Here is a 2,186-nt window from a genome sequence, read left to right as displayed (position 1 = left end):
CGCTCCGCAGCAGCAGCCCGAGCCGTCTGCCCCGCCAGGTGCGGGGTCGCCGGTCCTCCCCCGCGTCCAGCAGGGCCCGCTGAGCGGGTGGTGTTCTGCCGCTGAGCAGACGGGGGTGCATCCGGCCGAAGTCCGTCAGCTCCTGGGCGAGATAGAGCCAGACGACGGCGTGATACCGGTTGAGATAGAAGGCGATCGGGGCGACGCAGCCCATGCGGGCGAGCCGGGTGAAGCGCCCCGGGCTGACGGAGAGCAGCTCCGCCCCTTCCTTCGTGCCCACCGTGCGCACCCGCTGCCGCAGCTCCCCGGGGAAGCCCGGGGCCGCACGGAGCCGGTCGATCTCCTCGCGGGCGACCCCTGGCGGACCGCCGCCGTCCCCGGCTGTCGTGGTGCGGATATGGCCGAGCCGGACCGCGAGGTCGAACTCGGCACGCCTGAGCTCCAGCAGTCGAGCGGCTCCGGCGTGTGTCAGTGTGTCGCGCACTGCCATGACGGTCTCCCCGTGACGGTGAACACTCTCGGTGACGACCATAGTCCGGCATGGCGACATCGCGCCCGGCCTGTGGAAAACCCTCCCGCCCCCTGGCCGAGCAGCTCCTGACGGTTGAGGCTTCTCGCAGGTCAGGGACGGTTAGCACCCGATTGTCTCGCCGCGACGCCCAGATGCTCGCCGACCCGGTTGACCATCAGCGTCATCTCGTAGGCGATCTGGCCGACGTCCGCCTCGGCCTCGCTCAGCACACAGAGGCAGCTGCCTTCTCCCGCGGCCGTGACGAAGAGCAGGGCCTCGTCGAATTCGACCATCGTCTGGCGCGCTCTGCCCGCGCGGAAGTGCCGCCCGGAGCCGCGGGCCAGTGAGTGCAGACCTGAGGAGACCGCGGCGAGATGCTCGGCGTCCTCACGCGCCAGCCCGGTGCTCGCCCCCGTCACCAGACCGTCGTTGGACAGCACCAGTGCGTGCCTGATGTGCTCGATCCGCTTGGTCAGATCGTCGAGCAGCCAGTCAAGTCCTTTGTCCAGCGGCATGGTCGGTCCCTCCCCGCTCATACGTTCCCCGTGTTGCCGTAAGCCTTTCGCACCCGGGACGACAGGGCAAGGTGCAACTGACCCGGCGAATAGTGCAGTCGCCCCACGTACATTCGTTCGGCATATTCACCCGACGGCACGGCGGTCGCCTTCCCGAGCGGCCCTCGCCCCTTTCGCACGGCGTCATCGGCACCGGTCGGCCGGGCCGGGGATCCGGGAAAACCAGGACGCTCCGTTCGCGTTCCGCGGTGCTCTCCGCCCGACCGGCGGACTGCCCGTATCCGGCGGCCCCATTCCGGCCTTCCGCTTCCGGTCGGAAACCGAATACCTTTCAGCCATCTCAATCTCCCGCGCAAGAGCGGGATTTACGCCATTCTCGATATGAATGATTCCGGAGCCGTCTGTCACTTCTCCCCGATACCGGCCATGGGCGAATGGCGGCTGGCCTAACGGGTGAAACACCGTCACGAGCCCCCGCCTCCGTACACGCCGCCGCCTTCCCGCCCCCGGCCGGGCCTGCGGCAGGGGCGGATATTCACTGGCAGAGGGGTGCGACGCCCGGCAACATCGGATCACGAGCGCTCCCCTGATCACCGACCGTCTGAGATTCCGCCCGCTCACCGACAGCGATCTCGGCCATCTGTTTGATCTCAACAACGATCCCGAGGTCATGCGCTTTCTCAACGGTGGCCGACCGACCACCCTTGAGGAAGTGCGCGCCGATTCCCTGCCACGGCTGACCCGGCACTACCCCTGCATCGGCGGCCCCGGGTTCTGGGCAGCCGACGACCGGGCGACGGGCGTCTTCGCGGGCTGGTTCGAGCTGCGTCCCGTCGCCGCCGACAGCGCGGCCGTGGTCGAGCTGGGATACCGCCTGAACAGAACGGCATGGGGACGCGGCCTGGCGACGGAGGGCGCCGTCGCCCTGATCGACCGGGCCTTCGCCGGGCTGGGCGTGGAGACGGTCACCGCGAACACCATGTCGGTCAACGCCCGTTCACGGCGTGTCATGGAGAAGGCGGGCCTCCGTCATCTCCGCACCTTCTTCGGCGACTGGCCGGATCGTATCGAGGGCTCCGAACTCGGGGAGGTCGAGTACGCCATGACCCGGGACGAGTGGCGCCGGGCCCGGGCAGCGGTGAAGCGGTCGCGGTCCCACG

3 protein-coding genes are annotated in these 2,186 nt (G+C 69.2%); 1 reads left to right on the top strand and 2 read right to left on the bottom strand.

Features of this window, described 5'->3' with window-relative positions; all coding sequences use genetic code 11:
- Together FF041_RS39235 and FF041_RS22405 are read right to left on the bottom strand one after the other, a co-directional pair.
- Window positions 1-490, bottom strand: a 490-nt coding sequence (locus FF041_RS39235) for a DUF6397 family protein (RefSeq protein WP_228388521.1), incomplete at its 3' end; no start/stop codon positions are given.
- 131 nt (window positions 491-621) lie between these two features.
- Window positions 622-1,026, bottom strand: coding sequence for a roadblock/LC7 domain-containing protein (locus FF041_RS22405; protein ID WP_153524464.1), 405 nt, complete (start codon window positions 1,024-1,026; stop codon window positions 622-624).
- A 538-nt stretch (window positions 1,027-1,564) separates the two neighbouring features.
- Here FF041_RS22405 and FF041_RS22400 point away from each other — a divergent pair.
- Window positions 1,565-2,186 (top strand): GNAT family N-acetyltransferase (locus FF041_RS22400; protein ID WP_153524472.1); only part of this gene is annotated, 622 nt, incomplete at its 3' end.

This window comes from Streptomyces jumonjinensis (assembly GCF_009600885.1).
Taxonomy (GTDB): domain Bacteria; phylum Actinomycetota; class Actinomycetes; order Streptomycetales; family Streptomycetaceae; genus Streptomyces; species Streptomyces jumonjinensis.
The sequence above is the reverse complement of the archived record's forward strand: the minus strand, read 5'-3'. Positions and strand labels throughout refer to the sequence as shown.

Bases quoted from the DNA above. Each gene is read 5' to 3' on its own strand.
- FF041_RS22405 (WP_153524464.1), bottom strand. From the start codon at position 1,026: ATGCCGCTGGACAAAGGACTTGACTGGCTGCTCGACGATCTGACCAAG.